Here is a 16795-nt window from a genome sequence, read left to right on the forward strand (position 1 = left end):
GTCACTGAAGCTGGCCGGGCTCCAGCTCCACCTTCACCCAGCCCGGCTTGCGCAGGTCGAAGTTGCGGTAGGCGTCGATGGCGCTGCCCATGGGCTCCACGTGCGACAGGATGGCCGTGGGGTCCACCACGCCGGTGCGCACCAGCTCCAGCAGCTTGGGGATGTACTTGCGGTGGTTGCAGTTGCCCATCCTCAGCGTGAGGTTCTTGTTCATCGCCATGCCGATGGGGAACGTGCGCACCTGTTGCGGGTAGACGCCGATGATGGACAGCGTGCCCGCCTTGGCCAGCGCGTCCACCGCCCACAGCAGCGCCTGCGCGGGGGCATCGCCCGGCACCCAGTTGTTGCCGTCCGGGTTCGTCTTGGGGGCGGCCTCCTTTACCTCGCGCTTGAACTCGGCCTTCTCGGCCTTGGCGGCCTTCTCCGCCGGGCCATGGTGGGCATGCATGGAGTCCACGCCCACCGCGTCGATGGCCCGGTCCACGCCGATGCCGTTGGTGAGGCGCTTGAGCGTCTCGACAGGGTCTTCCTGGTCGAAGTTGATGACCTCGGCGCCCTGGGCCCGCGCCAGCTCCAGCCGGTCCTCGTGGCAGTCGATGGCGAAGACGCGCCCGGCGCCCAGCAGCTTCGCGCTGACGATGGCGAACAGGCCCACCGGCCCGCAGCCGAACACCGCCACGGTGTCGCCGTTCTTGATTTCCGCCAGCTCGGCGCCGAAGTAGCCCGTGGGGAAGATGTCGGAGACGAGGATGGCCTGCTCGTCGGTGACGCCCTCGGGGACCTTCACCATGCCCACGTGCGCGAAGGGCACCCGCACCTTCTCGGCCTGCATGCCGTGGAACGGCCCCGTCGTCGCCGGGCCGCCGAAGAAGGCCGTGCCCGCGGCGGGCCCGTTGGGGTTCGCGTCGTTGCACTGGGAGTGGTAGCCCGAGCGGCAGTAGACGCAGTTGCCACAGGCGATGGTGGAGCAGATGACCACGCGGTCACCGACGCTGAAGTTGCGCACGTCGTCGCCGACCGACTCGACGTAGCCCACGCCCTCGTGGCCGAGGATGGTGCCCGGCTTCATGCCCGGCATGGTGCCGCGAATCATGTGCAGGTCCGTGCCACAGATGGCGCTCGCGCTCAGCTTGACGACGGCGTCCGTCGGCTTCTCGATGTTCGGCTCCTCCACCTCGTCGAGCCGGATGTCCCCAATCCCATGGAAAACGACAGCCTTCATCGCGCGCGCTCCTGCCCCCCGCGGGGCCCTGGTCCCAAAGCGGACGGGCCCGCCGGAAGGCGGCCCCGTGCGCTTGGAGGCTGGCCATGGCCCTGGGTGGGGGCAAAGCGCGCGCCGCTTCCTCTTCCGGACAGCAGGCGGCGGAGCGGGCGCTAGCGGCTGGAGCCCTGGTGGACGTGGAACGACAGCCGCTTGCCGAAGACGCGGCGGAAGTTCATCACCTCGTGCTCCACGTTCCACAGCTCCAGGTCCACGGGCTGGCGCGCGTGCAGGTGCAGGGCGATGCCCTCGCGGCCGTTGGAGACCTTGAAGTCCTTGATGGGCTGGTGGTGGCTGAGGTCCAGCGAGTTGGCCACGCGCAGCAGGGTGGCCAGCTTGCGCACGGTGCGGGCCTCGGTGGGGTTGAGGCCATCCATGCCCGAGTGGGTCAGCTCCGGCGGGCTGCGCCGGTGGTAGCGGGCGATGCGGGCCACCAGCTCGCGCTCCCGGTCGGCGAGGCCGGGGAGGTCCGCGTTCCGGATGAGGTAGTAGGTGTGCTTGTGGTGGCGCTCGTAGCTGACGGCGTGGCCGACGTCGTGCAGCAGCGCGGCGACCTCCAGGTAGGGGCGCACCGACAGCGGGAGCTGGTGGAGCGAGGCCAGGCTGTCGAAGAGGCTGAGGGAGAGGCGGGTGACCTGGCGCGCGTGCTTCTCGTCGAAGAAGAAGCGCTGGCCCATGGCGACGGCGGCATCCGCGAGGCTGTGGTCCTCGCGCTCCGTGTCCTGGCGGTAGAGCAGGTCCACGAGGATGCCGTCGCGCAGGCCGCGGTTGACGGCGCTGACGGACTCCACGCCCAGGTGCCGGGCCACGGCCTCCAGGATGACGGCGCCGGAGACGATGATGTCCGCACGGCGCGGGTCAAAGCGCTTGCGGCGGCGCTCGGGAGGCATCTCCGCGAGCGTGTCCACCGTCTGGGTGAGCTGGCGCACGGTGGCGTTGCCGCTGCTCTCGCTGGCGGCGAAGGACACCACGGCGTTGATGGTGCCGGAGGAGCCGAGCGCGATGCGGGGCACGTTGGTCAGCTTCTCGGGCAGTATCTTGCGCAGCGCCTCGTAGACGAAGCTGCGCATGAGGCGGAGCTGCTTGGGCGTCACCGTGCGGGAGGCGTCGAAGACCTCGGTGAGGCGCACGGAGCCGAGCGCGAGGCTCCACAGGTTGTCGGGCTTCTCGCCCACGGCGGTGGCGATTTCGGTGCTACCGCCGCCGATGTCGATGAGGAGCGAGCGGGAGCCGGGCGGCTTGCGGTGGAGCACGCCGAGGCAGATGAGACGGGCTTCCTCCTTGCCGCTGACGACTTCCAGGTTGAGGCCGGCCTCCTCGCGCACGCGGCGGACGATGTCGCTGCTGTTGCGCGCCTCGCGCAAGGCGCTGGTGGCCACGGCGCGCACGTGGGCCTTGTGGCGGCGGCAGAGGGCGGCGTAGCGGCGCAGGGTGGACAGGAGCCGCTCGGCGGTCTCCTCCGGCATGGCGCCGGTGGCGAAGACGCCCTCGCCGGGGCGGATGGGGTCTCGCTCCTGGTGCAGCGTCTCGAGCGAGCCATCGGTGTCCGGGCGGGCCAGCTCCAGGCGCACGGCATTGGTGCCCACGTCGATGGCGGCGAGAACGGGCTGGAGGGGGGCAGTGGGCATGGCGTGCACCGAGTGTAGGGCGCGACGCCACGTGACGCAGCGGGAACCGACAGGGCTGTCAGACAGGAGGAACTCGTGTGACAGCCGTGTAGCGAGGAGAGGCTCAGTCGAGGAAGCGGCGCTCCCAGCGGCGGGCGTCGTCCGGATTCATGCCGAGGACATATTCCCCTTCACCCCAGAGGGTCCACGGCTCCAGCACGCGGGCCAGCTCACGGTAGGCGGGAAGGTCCTTGCCCTGCTCGGTGTCACCGGCCTCCGGCCAGGGGCCGAGGGTGACGACGGCGCGGTCTCCTTCCAGCTCCTGCACGGTGGTTCCGGGCGTGTGGAGGCGGGAGCGCAGGCCGGAGACTCCGCCCAGTTCGCCGAGCACGGGCTGGCCGAGAAAGGTCAGCCAGGAGGGGCTTCGGACGCGAGTGCCGATGCGCATGGAAGTGATGCTCGGAAGGAGCACATCCATCCCCGGGTAGCGGAAGCAGTACTGGCGGACCTCACGTGCCACGCCTGCCAGGTCCAACTGGCAGTTGAAGGCGAGGCCCGCGTTGCCAGAGTTGAAGGGAAGAGGTGCGGCAAGTTCGAGCAGGAACTCGCGCACCACCTGTGGCCCCTGCTCCAGGAATTCGGTCGGCAGCCAGAAAGAGACCACGCACGTTTCTTCAGGGGTGTGCGCCAGTGATGGGAGCTTGAGCTCCCGGCCCAGATACTCAATCCGGAAACGGGCTTCACTGCCGGAGTCAGCGGTCAAATAGAGCGAGCCCCAGGGCTCTTCCACCATGTTGCGGTAGGTGTACTCCCAGCCACTCGCATCAAGACGTTGCCACTCCGCGTCCGCGTCCGCATACCAGCTCAGCGCATGCGCACCGACGGCACGGCGGTATGTATCGAGGGAACGCAGTACGCCGGGGGCGGCTTCTGAATGGGGGCGTCGCATGTGGAAACAGGCGCAGAGCCCTTCTCGAATCAAGACATGCCCATTCTTCGCGAGGACACGGATTCTCGGATGATGCTCGCTCATGGCATGACTCCCAGCCTGGGAACGACACGAAAGACGCCTTCCTGCGGATTCAATGCCTCCCTATACACGTCGTTCTGCCATTTCCCATCGTGCACATTGCCCCGGGGATACCGACGCCAGGGCGGGGCGTCATCGATACTCACGCAAGGAAACTTGAAGTCGTAGACAGCAAGCGTTCGGCCTGGGTCGTCCGTGTGGATGACGATGTCGGGCACGATGGACCCCTTCAGTTCCTCACTGGGGCCGTGCTGCAACAGGGACTGCTCCTTTTCGCGGCTCCTACCTTGTGCATCTCCGTGCCGAGCTTCATGGCAAAGGTCACAGGCTTGCCCTGAGCATCATTTCCCACCACGGTCCTGCACTGCTCCGGAGTGGGACGCTTCCCGTCGAATAGCTCCAAGAGCACCGCCGAGCGCGCCACGTCGGCGCACTCCGCCAGCGCCCGTTCGAGAAGGTTCTGCTGTTCCTTCGTCAGCACCCGCAGTACCGCACTGCCTGTGGTGCCCACCGAAGCCAACACCCGCGCGCCCTGCGCCCCCGGCACGAGCGCCTCTACCCCCGTCTGGGCACATCGCGCCGGATTCACCCGACAGCCCGCCGTCAGCGAGTCCAGCCGGTATCCATCCGCTCGCCCACGCTCCGGCGTCCCCGCGCATCCCACGAGCGCGGCACAAACCACCACCCACAAGGCTCGCATGTCCCCTCCAGAGAGAGGACGCTACGAACCCGACCCGCCCCTCCAGAATGAGGGGAACCCACAGGCCCGCGGTGTCACCGCTTCCGACGCCGACCGATGAAGCTGGCGAACCGCTCAGCGAACCGCGCCACGGCCAGCCCCACGACATCCAGCAGCCACCGCTGCAACCCCGAGCGCCCGCACTGCTCCAGGAACACGCGCCGCGACACCGCCATGTGCTTCTCCAGCCACAGCGCCGCCTCCGCCGAGACGCGCGGCTCCTCCACCTCCACCAGCGTCTCCAGATTGACGAGCGACAGCGGGTCCAGGTTGAAGCTGCCCACGAGCAGCTTCTTCCCGTCCATCACCGCTGCCTTCGCGTGCAGCGTGGACGCCGTCCACTCGTAGATGCCCACGCCCGCGCGCAGGAAGTCGCGGTACAGCCGCATCGTCGCCGCGCGCGCGAACACCACGTCGCTGCGCCCGGCCAGCAGCAGCGACACCTTCACCCCGCGCCGTGCCGCGCGCTTCAGCGCCCGCACGAAGCTCATGTCCGGAAGGAAGTACGCGTGCGCCAGCACCACCTCGTGCCGCGCGCCATCAATCGCCTTCAGGTACCGCTTGCGCAGCCGGTGTCCTCCGCCGAAGCCCGACAGGAACAGGCTCACCGGGCCCGACGTCAGCGAGGACGCTCCCGCGTGCAGCTTCGCCCCGAGCTGCCGGCAGATGTCGCCCCGCAGCTCCACCGCCAGGTCCGCCCAGCCCGGCTCGTCGCCGTGCGCCGCGTACTCGTCCCCGATGTTGATGCCACCCAGGAACGCCACCGCGTCATCCACCAGGAGAATCTTGCGGTGGTTGCGCCACGAGCGGCCGGTGAACAGCGACGTGAGCGGGTTGTACACGCGCACCTTCGCGCCCGCGGCCTGGAGCGTCTCCGTGAGGTGGCTGCTGGCCTTGATGCTGCCCCAGCCGTCCACCACCACCTTCACCGTCACACCCCGCCGCGCCGCCGCGATGAGGGCCTCGACGAAGCGCGCACCCACGCCCTCGCGCTCGAAGGTGTACACCTCCAGGTGCACCCGGTGCTTCGCGGAGGCGATGGCCTCCAGCATCCGCGGGTACGCCGCCGTCCCGCCGTCCAGCAGGGTGATGCGCTCCGCACCGTCCTCTGCGACAGGGATGGGGGCGGGGAACGGGACGGACAGCGGGGACAGGGCGGCTTCGGTGCTCATGGACGTCCCACCCTACCGCTCCCGGTGCGGAAGCGGCACGGCCTCCGGGTGACACCGACGCTGTCCCACCTGCGACGACGTCAGTCGTCGTGCTTGCGAGCGCCCTTGCCCTTGCCCTTGTGACGGCACTCGTCGCCATCCCAGTACTGGCTCGGGTGGCACTGCTTGCTGCTGACCTTGGACTTCTTCGACTTGGACGGAGAGGACTGCGCTTCCTTGAGGCCGCGGTGGTAGATGCAACCCTGGAGCGAGACCAGGGCAAGGACGGGGACGAGGAGGCGAAGGGTCTTCATGGGGGAACGCAGGGTAGCGGACTCCACCGTGGAGTCATCTCCCCCCGGACCCGCTCGCCCGGCTGGTGGCCACACCGCCCATCGACGCTGCGCGCGTGCTCCGCTACCCTCCGGCCCGTGCCCCCCGCAGAGAAATCCGTCCGTCATCGGAAGATTGGTGCCTACCGCGTCCTCGGAGAGCTGGGACGCGGCGGCATGGCCGTCGTGTACCGCGGCCTCCATGAGATGGTGCAGCGCGAAGTGGCCATCAAGGAGCTGCTCCCGGAAGGAAAGCGCGACAAGGAGACGCTGTCGCGCTTCCGCCGCGAGTCGCTCGCGCTGGCCGCCTTCCGCCACCAGAACATCGTCACGCTCTACGATTTGGTGGAGAAGAACGACAGCCTCTTCATGATTCTGGAGCTGGTGGATGGGCCCACCCTCCACACGCTCATCCGCGAGGGGCCGCTGCCTCCGGACGTCACCGGAGTCATCGCCGCGCGCATCGCCAGCGCGCTGGACCACGCGCACTTCCGCCACATCATCCACCGCGACCTCAAGCCCGCCAACGTCATGCTCACCAAGTCCGGTGAGGTGAAGCTGATGGACTTCGGCATCGCCAAGGACGTGGGCCTGGAGGCGCTCACCCAGCAGGGCATGGCCGTGGGCACACCCTCGTACATGTCCCCGGAGCAGGTGACGGGCGCGCCGCTCGACGGGCGCACCGACATCTTCTCGCTCGGCGTGCTCCTCTACGAGGCCCTCTCCGGCGCGCGGCCCTTCCACGGCAAGACGGCGGGCGAGGTGTTTGCCCGCATCCGCGACGGCAAGTACACGCCGCTCTCCAAGGCGGCGCCCAACGTGCCCGCCCCGCTGGCGCGCATCATCCAGCGCGCCATGGAGGTGAAGCCGGAGGACCGCTTCCCGGACGCCGCCGCCATGCGGCGCGAGCTGGACGTCTTCCTCGCGCAGGAGGTCCAGGTGTCCCACGCGGCGCTGCTGGTGGCCTTCCTGCGCCACCGCAACAAGCTCACCGAGACGGAGGCCCAGCAGCTCCTGCGCCCGCAGGAGCTGGACGCGGCGGTGGAGGTCTTCGACACGCCCCGTCCCAGCTCGGGCGGGACGCTCAAGTGGGTGCTGGCCGCCGCCGCCGCGGTCATCACCGCGGCGGGCACCGGCCTCTACCTCAGCCAGTCCCAGTGGGCGTCGTACATCGAGCAGCTCATCCGCTAGAGGCGGGAGGAGAAGTCCATGGGGCGCATCGTCACCTTCGTGCTGGGCCTGGGCATCGTCGTCGCGGTGCTTTGGTACGTGATGTACAGGCCCATGCAGGTACAGCCCGAGGCAGCCCCCGCCCAGCGCCTGGAGAACGTGCGCCGGGCCGCGGACCAGGTGGAGGCGGACCTCCAGAAGAAGGCTGACGACCTGCTCAAGCAGAAGCAGGAGTAGGCCCGGCCGGGGCCGCTCAGCCCTTCTTCTTCTCGTGCGTGACGGTGACGATGGTGCCGATGCCGCCGCGCACGAAGAAGTCGCCCACGACGGTGAGCTTGCGCGGCTGAATCGCCTTGATGATGTCGTCGGCGATGGTGTTGGTGACCTTCTCGTGGAAGGCCCCCTCGTTCCGGTAGGCCCACATGTAGAGCTTGAGGCTCTTGAGCTCCACGCAGAGCTGGTCCGGCACGTACGTAATCTTGAAGCGTGCGAAGTCCGGCTGGCCCGTCAGGGGGCACAGGCAGGTGAACTCCGGGCAGTCGAAGGCGATCTCATAGTCGCGATCGGCTGCCGGGTTGGGGAAGGTCTGGATGTCCTTGGTCGGCTGCGAGGGCATGGCGCTGTCGTCTACCACACCGACGCTGAGTGTCATCCTCCCCGTGGATGTCGGCTTGCTGGCTGCCCTGGAGGGCATCTGTCGGCCCCCCAACGTGCCCGGCGTCCACCAGCGGGGAATCCGGGGGGAGGGTCGGTTGCAAGCCCGGGGAGGCGCTCATAATCCCCACAGGGCCTCTCCCCCCGTTCCGAGCACATGCCGCTTCCCTCCGACGTAGAAGATGCCTTCTCGTGCCTTCCGCTGTCCCTGGTGCGCGTGGGGACGGACCTCCGCGTCCAGTGGTGCGAGGAGGGCTTCGCCTGCAAGACGGGCGTGGAATTGCGCGCCGGAGGCGAGCTGCTCGGCGCGCTGGAGCGGGGGCGCAGTTTGGATGCGGTGGAGCGCGCCATCCGCGAGGGGCGCCCCCACACCGGCCACGTCATCACCCGCGCGCTGAGGCAGGTGCGCGTGCAGGTGCGGCCCGCGAAGGCGGGCGAGAAGCCGGGCGCCTGGCTGGTCGTCGAGCCCTCAGGAGTGGACGACGAGGGGGCCTTCTCCCAGGCGGTGCAGGAGATTGCCCGCGCGGTGGGCGAGACGCTGGAGGTGGACAGCGTGTGCGCGGCGGCCGTGGTGGCGCTGGTGCGCTGCGCCCAGGTGCGGCGCGCGGAGGTCTTCCTCTGCGAGCAGGAAGGCCAGGGGCTGCGCCGGGCGGCGGTGTCGGACCTGGCCGGCTCGGACTCGCCGGAGGACACCTTCGACGCGGAGGACGACCCGTTCCGGCAGGCGCTGGCCTCGCGCCAGGCGCAGCTCGGCATCCAGCGCGGCTACGGGGACGCCATGGGCTCCATCTTCGCCGCGGTGCCGCTGTGCGCGCCGCGCCGGACGGTGGGCCTGCTGCTGCTCTACAAGGAGCAGGGCACGTCCTTCTCCGTGCGCGAGCTGGAGCTGTGGAGCGCGGCGGCCAACCAGCTCGCGGTGGCGGTGGAGAACGCGCGGCTGTTGCGCGAGGCGAAGGCGGCGCTCCAGGTGCGCGAGGAGTTCATGTCCATCGCCAGCCACGAGCTGAAGACGCCGCTCACCCCGCTGAAGCTGGGCCTCTACACCATGGAGCGGCGCATCTCCGCGGGGCAGCCGGTGGAGCTGGCCTCGGTGCTCAAGTCCAAGCGGCAGGTGGACCGGCTGGCGGGGCTGGTGGACGACTTGCTGGACGCCTCGCGGCTGGATGCCGGGAAGCTGGCGCTCAACCTGGCGCCGCTGGAGGTGGGGCAGTTGGTGGCGGAGGTGGTGGACCACTTCCGCGCCGCCTTCGAGCGTCCCTTCAACGTCGAGGTGCCGCGCGAGCGCGTCTGGGTGCAGGGGGACAGGGACAGGCTGGAGCAGGTGCTCGTCAACCTGCTGGAGAACGCGCACAAGTACAGCGACGCGGGCGAGCCCATCACCGTGAGGGTGGAGCGGCTGGCGGGTGACGCGCGCATCCACGTGCAGGACCGCGGCATCGGCATCCCCGGCGCGGACCAGGCGCAGGTGTTCCAGCGCTTCTACCGGGCGCGCAACGTGTCGCACCGCAACTTCGGCGGACTGGGGCTGGGCCTCTTCATCAGCCACTCGATTGCGAAGCTGCACCGGGGCTCGCTGTCGCTGTCCAGCTCGGAGGGCCACGGCAGCACCTTCACGGTGAGCCTGCCGCGCATGTCGGCGCACGAGGTGAAGCGGCTGCCGCGCCGGGTGCTGCTGCTGGACGAGGACCTGGCGCAGGAGTCGGTGGCCGAGCGGGTGCTGCTCGCGGAGGGCTTCGAGGTGCTCACCGCGCGCAACGGCGCCGAGGCGCTGCGCCGGGCCACGCACCTGCCGGTGGACCTCATCGTCCTGTCCACCAGCGCCACGCACGGGCAGGCGGGCGTCTTCCTGGAGACCTTCGCCACGCTGCCCCGCGCGCGGCCCGTGCCGATACTGCTGGCCGGAGATGAGCGGCCCTGGTGGGCGCAGGAGAGCACCTCGCTGTGCAACCGCCCGTACCGCGCGGACGAGCTGGTGGCGCGGGTGCGCAACGTGCTGATGGTGGAGCGGCGCCGTCCCTCGGAGCTGGCGGCGTCCGGGTCCGAGTCGCCGCTCGTGGGCCTCAGCTCGCGGGCTTGAGGACGCCGAAGTTCGCGGGGATGACGTCGGCGCGCGCCAGCAGCTCGCGGGCGCGCGGGTGGAGGAACGTCTCCAGCTCCACCTCCCGCTGGGCGGCGTAGCCGCTCTTGAGCGCCTCCGGCCGGTAGCCCGGGTGGCACATCAGCTCGATGACGCCGTCCTCGGGCAGCGAGGCGAGGTGTGCCTCGAAGCGCTCCAGCGTCCAGTACGCCTCCGCGCCCGCGTCGCCGATGAAGTGCGCGTTGGTGGCCACGCCCTGGGCCTCCAGCGCGCGCCGCATGTCCGCGTCGGTGGAGCGCACCGGCAGCCGGGCGGCGCGAGCGGCGCGGGCCAGGCCCTGGAGGACGCCGGGGTTGCGGTGCAGGTGCTTGTGCACGTCCACGTGGGTGGCCGGGTGGCCGAGCAGCCCCGCCAGCCGCGCGAGCTGGGCGAAGGACTCCGCCTCCACCACGTCCGGTGGGAGGCTGGCGGCGCGCGACTCCACGAAGCCGCCGTCCTCGCCGAGCAGCGCGCGGGGGAAGCCGCTCCACACCGGCGTGCCCCGGGCGAGGTTGAGGTGCAGGCCGATGGCCAGCCCCCGGGCCTCGCGCGCGGCGGCCTCGGAGTAGGGTGTGTTCACCATGAAGGTGGCGGAGGAGACGACGCCCTCCCGCATGGCGCGGAGGATGCCTCGGGTGACGGCCGGGTCGTAGCCCAGGTCGTCGGCGTTGATGATGAGGGCGCGGGCACTCATGGCTGGGCTTCTCCTCTAGGGCCGGGGGCGTTCCTTGAAGAACTTCCATGCCTCACGGGTGGCTTTCAGGTCCAGGGTGCCATTGTTGAAGCCCGCGTAGCCGGGCCAGGCGTGCCTGCCTCCCTGAACGGTACACAGGGAGACGGTGGCGCTCGCCGGGGTGCAGCCGGTGTAGGCGGTGCAGGTGCTGTCGCCCTGCTGGTACGTCTGCACGGTGCCGCTGCCACAGCCGTTGCGGCCCGCCCAGCGCCGTACGGACTCCTCGGCGGAGGGGTAGGCGCTGCCGAAGGAGCCGAAGTTGTTCCCGCCCGCGTAGTAGACGACTGCGTCCGCCGTGCCGTGGAAGTGCAGCACGGGCACCGGGCGCGAGGGCGTGCAGGGGCTGGTGCCCTCCGGGCCGGCCACGGGGGCGACGGCGGCGAAGCGGCTCGCGCGCTCACAGGCCAGCCGGTAGGTGAAGAAACCGCCGTTGGAGAAGCCCATGGCGAAGGTGCGCCGGGTGTCCACGCACACACGCGTGTCCAGGTGCGCCAGCAGCGCGTCCACGAAGCCCACGTCGTCCGCGACGCCCCGGGCCGGGTAGCAGCAGGCGCCGCCGTTCCAGCTCCGGAGGTCCGGCGAGGTGCCGAGGCCAAGCTCCGGGGCGTTGAGCCCGCGCGGGTACACGGCGAGGAAGCCCTCGGTGTCGGCCAGCGTGGACAGCCCCGTCAGTGACTCCAGCTGCCGCTCACTGGAGCCGAGGCCGTGGAAGGCGAGCACCGCGGGCGTGGGCCGGGTGGCGTCGTAGCCGGGCGGGACGTGGACACGGTAGGCGCGGGTGCGGCCCCCGTGCTCCACCGTCCAGTCATAGGTGCCGGGCCCCACGGTGAGGCCGGTGCACGTGGTGCGCTCCGGCACGGGGGGTTCCACGGCGCTGCCCGAGTCCGGAGTGCTTGGGGCTTCCCGGCGGGAGTCGTTGGCGGACGAGCACGCGGCGAGCAGGGCGAGGGTGGCGAGGAGACGTCGGGGGTGCACGCAGGGGAGGGTAACGGGGCCTTGAAGCCGCGGACGGACATTCTCGTCGGGCAGTTACGGAGTGCTCACCGGCGCCGTCATGGAGGAGCGGCTCGAGTCCGTCGCGGCAGGGCCGAAGCGCGGCGCGCTCGGCCGCGCCCTCGTGGTGGAGGTCGCGGCGCTCCTTGCGAAGCTCATGCTTGCGCCACGGCGGACCCTGGGCGCCGCTTCTGACTGGGGAGCAGGCACCGGGGACTCGCCTCCCGGGGACCGGAACCGGCCCCGGGAGGGACTGCCATTGCTTAGTACTTGCAGCAGTCAATGTACGCGTCGATGCACGCCTGCCTGCAAGCCTCGTCGCCATTGCAGGCACCGATGCACACGACGCGGCCCGCGTTGCAGTACGACGGACAGCTGAGCGCGAGGGGTTCCGAACAGACAGCCTCGACCTCCTCCAGGGGCGCGGGCGCGGAGTCCCCCGCGGCCAGGGCACCTCCCGTCATGCAGAGCAGCAACAACGCGATGGATGGAGTCTTGTTGTGACGCATCTCTGTCTCCTCCTGGGGAATCACGGGTGGTTCACCCAGAAGCCTATACAGTTCAATTGCAGCAAACAATGCGAGGACTCCAGCCACCGTCGCGCTCCAGGCCTGCCTGGACCTCAACCGGGGTTCTCCATCGCACGCTGTTGCCGTCCCATCGCCCTTGAGCGCCAAGCAGGGAATGCGGTCATCGTCATGGCGAAGGGCACCCGACAGTGCATGAAGCCATTGCACGCATGGGGCTGAACGGTGTTGCCATGGGCAGTGGAATCCCCGTACCGAGCCTGCACGGCTCGACAGGCGAAGTGCAGCTCACTTCGCCGTCGAGCACTCCGCCGCGAGGGCCGTCGCGCGGTCGGGGAACCGCTCCGCCAGCGCGCGCTTCACCGCGTCCACCTCGGCCGCGTTGCCCGTGTGGGCGTGGAGCTGGCAGCGGGCGGTGAGGGCGCGCGGGTCCTCGGGGGCGAGCCGGTCCGCCTCCTGGTAGGCGCGCTCGGCTCCGGCGGTGTCGCCCTGCCGGAAGAGGACGGCGCCCAGGTAGTAGTGCGCCACGGACAGCCGGGCGTCCTTGCGAATCGCGCGCTTGAGGAGGCTGGCGGCCTCGTCCACGCGCTGCTGGCGGAAGCGCACGAAGCCCAGCTCGGCGAGGCACACCGCGTCGTCGTCATTCTCGCGAGTCCACGCGGCCAGCACGGTGGCGGCCTCGTCCAGGCGTCCGCTCTGGGAGAGGAGTCGGCCGTAGCGCGGCGCCACCTCGCGTGAGCGCGGCTTCTGCGAGTGGGCCTTCGCCAGCGCCGCCAGCGCCCCCGGCACATCGCCCTGGCGCTCCTTCAGCTCCGTCAGCGCCAGCAGGGGCCGGACATCCCGGGGCGCCAGCGCGAGGGCGTCGTCGATGGCGCGCTGGGCCCGCTTGCCCATGCTCAGCTCCGTGGCCGCGCGCGCTTCGAGCAGGTACGCCTCCACGTCCTTCGGGAACCGCGAAGTGTAGGCCCCCGCCAGCTCCAGCGCCTGCGGGTGCGCGCCCGCGGCCATCAGCAGGGTGCCCGCGCGGGCCAGCTCCGCGGCGGTGGCGCGAGCATCCGCGCCGAGTCCGTCGAGCGCGGACACCTTCGCCTCGGGCGTGGAGGCGGCCTCGGCCTTCGCCAGCCGCTCGGCCGGAGGAACCGCCGGGCGCGTGAAGTACCAGGCCCCTCCGCCCCCGAGCGCGCCCAGCACCAGCACCGCCGCGAGGATGGCCCCAAGTCGTGACGGCTTGCGGCCCGAGGCGTCAGCGCCAGCCTTCACGTGAGAGGACTGGGCCGCTCTCGTGGAGGCGTCAGCGCTCGGACTCGCGGTGGCGCCGGAGCCCGGCTGCGCGGGAGGCCGTGCGAAGGGCTCCTGCGCCTCGGAAGCTCCCGCACCGTGCGCGGCTCCGTCATGCGACGCGGGCTCCGCATGAGGTGCCGCGCTGACAGGCCAGCCTCCCATGTCCATGTGCCCCGGGCGGACATGGAGCGGAGGCGTGCCCCCGTGGGACGGGTCCGCGAGCCGGGCGCGCCGCAGGGCCAGCCGCTTCGTGTCCTGGTCGGGAGGGAAGAGGGAGTCCACGTACGCGGCGAGCTGCTCGTACGAGGCCACCTCGGCAGCGCCGCCGATGGCCTCCATCGCGTCGATGAAGGACTCGAGGCTGTCGAAGCGCGCGGCCGGATCCCTGGCCAGCGCGGTGAGGCACACCAACTCCAGCGCGGCGGGCACGGACGGGTCGAAGGCGGTGGGCGGCTTCGGGCGCCCCTCGGCGATGCGCCCCAGCACCTCCTCGGCGGTGAGGCCCGTGAAGGGGCGCCGGCCGCAGAGCTGCTCGTACAGCATGACGCCCGCGGCGAAGAGGTCCGCGCGGTGGTCCACCTGCCGGCCGGCAATCATCTCCGGCGACATGTAGAAGAACTTCCCCTTCAGCACGCCGGGCTCCGTGCCCGAGCCGAGCGCGTCCGCCTTGGCGATGCCGAAGTCGATGACCTTCACCGCGCCATTCACGCCCACGTGGATGTTGTCCGGGGTGAAGTCGCGGTGGACGATGCGCAGCGGCCGGCCCGCCTCGTCCACGGCGCGGTGCGCGGCGTCCAGGCCCCGGCACGCGTCCACCAGCACGCGCAGGGTAATCCCCAGCGGCACGCGCTGGCCGTGCTCGGCGGCCTCCTGGCGCAGCTCCGCGAAGGAGCGCCCCTCCAGCAATTCCATGGCGATGAAGGGCTCGGTGCCCTCCACCCCCAGCTCCAGAATCGTGACGACGTTGGGGTGTCGCACCTGCGCGGTGATGCGCGCCTCGTTGAGGAACATCTGCACGATGCGCCGGTCCGAGGCCAGGTGCGGCATCAGTCGCTTCACCGCCACGGCCGGGCCGCGCGTCCCGTCCTCCTCGATGCGCCTCCCGAGATACACCTCCGCCATGCCGCCTGTCGCGATGCGCGCGGACAGTCGGTAGCGGCCCACCTGATGAGGGTTCTGCTCCGGCTCCAAGGTAGCGGCAGTCTACGTGGACGGGCCCACCCGCGTCCTGTCCCTGGCGCGCTTCCTGGTCGCCCGCCCGGTCCTCGCGACACCTACTTTCGGCGCTTCCAAAAGAAACTTGCCCGGCCGCACCGCACGGCCCACGCTGGCCATTTACGGTCGCGCGAAGACGGAGGCCGGCATGACGGGCGCGGACACGCTGCTGTGGCTCGTACACGCAGCGTCAACGCTCTTCATGCTGGGTGTCATCGCCGTCATCCAGTGGGTGCACTACCCGCTCTTCGCCCGTGTGGGTGTCGCGGGCTTCCCCGCCTATGCCAGCGAGCACGGCCGGCGAATCACCTGGGTGGTGGCCGGGCCCATGCTCGTGGAGCTGGCGACCGCCATCTGGCTCGTCTTCCGGCCCCTGCCGCCCGGCGTGCCTGGCTGGATGGCCTGGGCGGGGCTCGTGGCCGTGCTCGTCCTCTGGGGGTCCACCTTCCTCCTCCAGGTGCCCCAGCACGAGGCGCTCCGGGTGGGGTTCGACCCCGAGGCGCACCGCCGCCTGGTGTCCTCCAACTGGCTGCGCACAGTGTTGTGGGCGCTACGCGGGGTGTGGGTGCTCTACCTCCTCGCTCGCGCAATCGGACGGGAGTGCTAACGTCCTGACCGTTTCCGGCCCACGGGAGGAGGGCCCCTGACACGCACTCGCTGCGTCCGGAGGGATGTTGGGCACCGTCCTCAAGGGTGGTTACGTCGTCGAGCTGGAACCCGCGCTGGTGGAGCGAGTGGACCTGCGCATCGAAGGTGAGCGCATCGTCGCCCGCGGGCCGGACCTCACCCCCGCTGCCGACGACGAGGTCGTCGCCCTCTCCGGCAAGCTCGTCTTCCCGGGCCTGGTGAGCGCGCACCACCGCCTGCACGCGGTGCTCGGTCGTGGCATGCCGCACCCCGCGCTGGAGAACTACCAGGACCTGCTGGAGAAGGTGCTCTGGCCCTACGAGAACGCGCTGGATTTGGACGCGGTGCAGGTGGCCGGGTGCGCCGGTGGCCTCGAGGCCCTCCAGTGCGGCACCACCACCGTGTGTGACTTGCACTCGTCGCCCAGGGCGGTGGCGGGCTCGCTGGTGCGGCTGGCGCGCGGGCTCCACGAGGTGGGCGTGCGCGGCGTGCTGTCCTACGCCGTGTCGGACCGGCTGGGCGCCGTGGGCCGCGAGGAGGCCCTGGAGGAGACAGTCAGTTTCGCGAAGAAGGCGAAGGGCCGCTTCCGCGGGCAGGTGGGCGCGGGGCCCTGCTTCACGCTGGGGCCGGACGGCCTGCAGGGGTTGGTGGAAGCGCTGAAGACGCTGGGCACGGGCGGGCTGCACCTGCCGCTCGCCGAGGACCCGCTGGACGAGCGCCTCTCCACGGAGCGCTATGGCGCCTCGCCCGTGGCGCGGCTGCTGGAGGCAGGCCTGCTGTCGCCCAAGAGTCAGTTGGCGCACGTGGGCCACCTGGAGTGGGCGGACCTGGCGCAGGTGATTGCCACCGGCGCGTGGATTGTCCACACGCCGCGCTCCAACCAGGGGCTGGAGGTGGGCTACGCGCCGGCGCTGAAGTTCGGCCACCGGGCCACGCTGGGCGCGGACGCCGTGTCCGCGGACCTCTTCGCGGAGGCGCAGGCGGCGTACCTGCGCTCGCGCGAGGCGGGGCAGCCCATCGACGTGCTGCGCTACCTGGCCAACGGCCACCGGCTGGTGTCCCAGCTCTTCGAGGTGCCCGTGGGGCCCATGCGCGAGGGCGCGCTGGCGGACCTGCTCGTCCTCGACTACCTGCCGGCCACGCCGCTCACCGGGGAGAACCTGGCCTGGCACGTGGTGTTCGGCCTGGGCAGCCGGCACGTGGAGGCCGTCATGGTGGACGGCGTCTGGCGCATGTGGGCACGCCGGCCGCTCTCCGTGAATCCCACGGTGGTGGCGGAGCAGGCCCGCGAGGCCGCCGCCGCGGTGTGGGCACGGCTCGCGGAGACGAAGTAGCCGCCCGCTTGCCTTCCCGCTGGGA

General features: G+C 70.7%; 16 protein-coding genes. 5 read left to right on the forward strand and 11 right to left on the reverse strand.

The window, feature by feature from the left end:
• Window position 1 precedes the first annotated feature (1 nt).
• From G4D85_RS24020 to G4D85_RS24045, 6 genes are all read right to left on the reverse strand, one after another.
• The gene (locus G4D85_RS24020) at window positions 2–1222 is read right to left on the reverse strand and encodes a zinc-dependent alcohol dehydrogenase (RefSeq protein ID WP_164015922.1); all 1221 of its coding nucleotides are present in this window, start codon (window positions 1220–1222) and stop codon (window positions 2–4) included.
• A 152-nt stretch (window positions 1223–1374) separates the two neighbouring features.
• Window positions 1375–2889 carry a Ppx/GppA phosphatase family protein gene (locus G4D85_RS24025; protein ID WP_164015924.1) on the reverse strand — a complete coding sequence of 505 codons (1515 nt, stop codon included), beginning with the start codon at window positions 2887–2889 and terminating at the stop codon, window positions 1375–1377.
• 103 nt (window positions 2890–2992) lie between these two features.
• Window positions 2993–3901: a DUF3396 domain-containing protein gene (locus G4D85_RS24030; protein WP_205525672.1), complete on the reverse strand. Its 909-nt coding sequence runs from the start codon at window positions 3899–3901 to the stop codon at window positions 2993–2995.
• Between the two features lie 226 nt (window positions 3902–4127).
• On the reverse strand, window positions 4128–4598 hold the full coding sequence (locus tag G4D85_RS24035) for a hypothetical protein (protein WP_240359457.1): 471 nt from the start codon (window positions 4596–4598) through the stop codon (window positions 4128–4130).
• A gap of 74 nt (window positions 4599–4672) precedes the next feature.
• Window positions 4673–5809, reverse strand: coding sequence for a phospholipase D-like domain-containing protein (locus G4D85_RS24040; RefSeq protein ID WP_164015926.1), 1137 nt, complete (start codon window positions 5807–5809; stop codon window positions 4673–4675).
• 80 nt (window positions 5810–5889) lie between these two features.
• On the reverse strand, window positions 5890–6102 hold the full coding sequence (locus G4D85_RS24045; RefSeq protein WP_164015928.1) for a hypothetical protein: 213 nt from the start codon (window positions 6100–6102) through the stop codon (window positions 5890–5892).
• Window positions 6103–6297: 195 nt separating this feature from the next.
• Between G4D85_RS24045 and G4D85_RS24050 the strand changes: the two genes are divergently transcribed.
• Together G4D85_RS24050 and G4D85_RS24055 are read left to right on the forward strand one after the other, a co-directional pair.
• Window positions 6298–7311, forward strand: a complete 1014-nt coding sequence (locus G4D85_RS24050; RefSeq protein ID WP_240359458.1) for a serine/threonine-protein kinase — start codon at window positions 6298–6300, stop codon at window positions 7309–7311.
• Window positions 7312–7329: 18 nt separating this feature from the next.
• Window positions 7330–7527, forward strand: coding sequence for a hypothetical protein (locus tag G4D85_RS24055; RefSeq protein ID WP_164015932.1), 198 nt, complete (start codon window positions 7330–7332; stop codon window positions 7525–7527).
• 16 nt (window positions 7528–7543) lie between these two features.
• On the opposite strand, the gene queF is transcribed toward G4D85_RS24055, so the two are convergent.
• Window positions 7544–7906 carry a preQ(1) synthase gene (gene queF / locus G4D85_RS24060; protein WP_163999736.1) on the reverse strand — a complete coding sequence of 121 codons (363 nt, stop codon included), beginning with the start codon at window positions 7904–7906 and terminating at the stop codon, window positions 7544–7546.
• A gap of 195 nt (window positions 7907–8101) precedes the next feature.
• Here queF and G4D85_RS24065 point away from each other — a divergent pair, with 195 nt between their 5' ends.
• A complete protein-coding gene (locus G4D85_RS24065) occupies window positions 8102–10021 on the forward strand; it encodes a hybrid sensor histidine kinase/response regulator (protein ID WP_164015934.1) in 1920 nt (639 codons plus the stop codon).
• Here G4D85_RS24065 and G4D85_RS24070 read toward each other — a convergent pair.
• The 4 genes from G4D85_RS24070 to G4D85_RS24085 all read right to left on the reverse strand — a co-directional run bounded on the left by G4D85_RS24070 (window position 10005) and on the right by G4D85_RS24085 (window position 14785).
• Window positions 10005–10754 (reverse strand): carbohydrate deacetylase, encoded by a 750-nt coding sequence (locus G4D85_RS24070; RefSeq protein WP_164015936.1) that lies wholly within the window; start codon window positions 10752–10754, stop codon window positions 10005–10007. The genes G4D85_RS24065 and G4D85_RS24070 overlap by 17 nt on opposite strands.
• Before the next feature lie 15 nt (window positions 10755–10769).
• Complete coding sequence (locus tag G4D85_RS24075) at window positions 10770–11651, reverse strand: extracellular catalytic domain type 1 short-chain-length polyhydroxyalkanoate depolymerase (RefSeq protein WP_240359459.1); 882 nt, start codon at window positions 11649–11651, stop codon at window positions 10770–10772.
• Between the two features lie 398 nt (window positions 11652–12049).
• Window positions 12050–12295: a hypothetical protein gene (locus G4D85_RS24080; protein WP_164015940.1), complete on the reverse strand. Its 246-nt coding sequence runs from the start codon at window positions 12293–12295 to the stop codon at window positions 12050–12052.
• Between the two features lie 306 nt (window positions 12296–12601).
• Window positions 12602–14785 (reverse strand): serine/threonine-protein kinase, encoded by a 2184-nt coding sequence (locus G4D85_RS24085; RefSeq protein WP_164015943.1) that lies wholly within the window; start codon window positions 14783–14785, stop codon window positions 12602–12604.
• A gap of 172 nt (window positions 14786–14957) precedes the next feature.
• Between G4D85_RS24085 and G4D85_RS24090 the strand changes: the two genes are divergently transcribed.
• Entirely contained in the window at window positions 14958–15416 is a 459-nt protein-coding gene (locus tag G4D85_RS24090) for a hypothetical protein (protein WP_164015944.1), read from the forward strand.
• A 67-nt stretch (window positions 15417–15483) separates the two neighbouring features.
• On the forward strand, window positions 15484–16770 hold the full coding sequence (locus G4D85_RS24095) for an amidohydrolase family protein (RefSeq protein WP_164016112.1): 1287 nt from the start codon (window positions 15484–15486) through the stop codon (window positions 16768–16770).
• Window positions 16771–16795: the final 25 nt, after the last annotated feature.

Origin of the sequence: Pyxidicoccus trucidator, from assembly GCF_010894435.1 — a bacterium.
GTDB classification, from domain to species: domain Bacteria; phylum Myxococcota; class Myxococcia; order Myxococcales; family Myxococcaceae; genus Myxococcus; species Myxococcus trucidator.